The organism is Streptomyces sp. NPDC036813 (genome assembly GCF_055609245.1).
This window is the reverse complement of sequence record NZ_JBVJPV010000049.1, coordinates 1-1,602: the sequence shown is the minus strand read 5'-3', so window position 1 is coordinate 1,602 and position 1,602 is coordinate 1. Positions and strand designations below refer to the sequence as shown.

At 72.1% G+C, this 1,602-nt stretch carries 1 protein-coding gene; it reads right to left on the bottom strand.

Translation table 11 applies throughout. The annotated features are described in order from the left end of the window. The coding region (locus ACZ67Q_RS39390) for an acetyl-CoA carboxylase biotin carboxylase subunit (RefSeq protein ID WP_471192457.1) at nucleotides 1-1,602 on the bottom strand (1,602 nt) is incomplete at both ends.

Here is a 1,602-nt window from a genome sequence, read left to right as displayed (position 1 = left end):
ACGGCGATCTTGACGATGGTGCCCTGCATGGGGGAGGCGAGGGTGTCGCCGGAGGCGACGGGGCCGGACTTCTTCGCGGCGCGGCGCTTGGGCTTGGCGCCGGCGGCGAGGCCGGTGCGGGCCAGGCTCATGCCGAGGCTGGAGGGCAGGGAGACTTCCAGGCGCTTGCCGCCGACCTCGACGACGACCGTCTCGCGGCCGGTTTCCTCGTCCGTGTCGGTGTCGGCGGGGGTGGTGAAGGGGGTGATGTCGTTGGTGAACTCGGTCTCGATCCAGCGGGTGTGGACCGTGAAGGGGTCGGTGGAGCCGGTGAGTTCGGGGGCGAAGGCGGGGTCGGTGACGACCTTGCGGTGGAAGGGGATGGCGGTGGCCATGCCTTCGACGTGGAACTCGTCCAGGGCACGCTTGGCGCGCTGGAGGGCTTCGGCGCGGGTGCGGCCGGTGACGATGAGTTTGGCGAGGAGGGAGTCCCAGGCGGGGCCGATGACCGAGCCGGTCTCGACGCCGGCGTCCAGGCGCACGCCGGGGCCGGAGGGCGCCTCGAAGCGGGTGACTGTGCCGGGGGCGGGCAGGAAGCCCCGGCCGGGGTCCTCGCCGTTGATGCGGAACTCGAAGGAGTGGCCGCGCAGGGCGGGGTCGTCGTAGCCGAGTTCTTCGCCGTCGGCGATGCGGAACATCTCGCGGACCAGGTCGATGCCGGCGACTTCTTCGGTGACGGGGTGTTCGACCTGGAGGCGGGTGTTGACCTCGAGGAAGGAGATGGTGCCGTCCTGGCCGACGAGGAATTCGCAGGTGCCGGCGCCTTCGTAGCGGGCTTCCTTGAGGATGGCCTTGGAGGCGCGGTAGAGCTCGGCGACCTGTTCCTGGGACAGGAAGGGGGCGGGGGCCTCCTCCACCAGTTTCTGGTGGCGGCGCTGCAGGGAGCAGTCGCGGGTGGAGACGACGACGACGTTGCCGTGTTTGTCGGCCAGGCACTGGGTCTCGACGTGGCGGGGGCGGTCGAGGTAGCGCTCGACGAAGCATTCGCCGCGGCCGAAGGCGGCGACGGCCTCGCGGACGGCGGAGTCGTAGAGTTCGGGGACTTCTTCGAGGGTGCGGGCGACCTTCAGGCCGCGGCCGCCGCCGCCGAAGGCGGCCTTGATGGCGATGGGCAGGCCGTGTTCCCGGGCGAAGGCGACGACCTCGTCGGCCCCGGAGACGGGGTCGGGGGTGCCGGCGACGAGGGGGGCGCCGGCGCGCTGGGCGATGTGGCGGGCGGCGACCTTGTCGCCGAGGTCGCGGATGGCCTGGGGCGGGGGGCCGATCCAGATCAGGCCGGCGTCCAGGACGGCCTGGGCGAAGTCGGCGTTCTCGGAGAGGAAGCCGTAGCCGGGGTGGATGGCGTCCGCGCCGGATTCCTTGGCGGCCTTGAGGACCTTGTCGATGTCGAGGTAGCTGGTCGCCGGGGTGTCACCGCCCAGGGCGAACGCCTCGTCCGCGGCGCGGACGTGCAGGGCGTCCCGGTCCGGGTCGGCGTAGACGGCCACGCTCGCGATCCCCGCGTCCCGGCAGGCCCGGGCCACGCGGACAGCGATTTCGCCACGGTTGGCGATGAGCACCTTG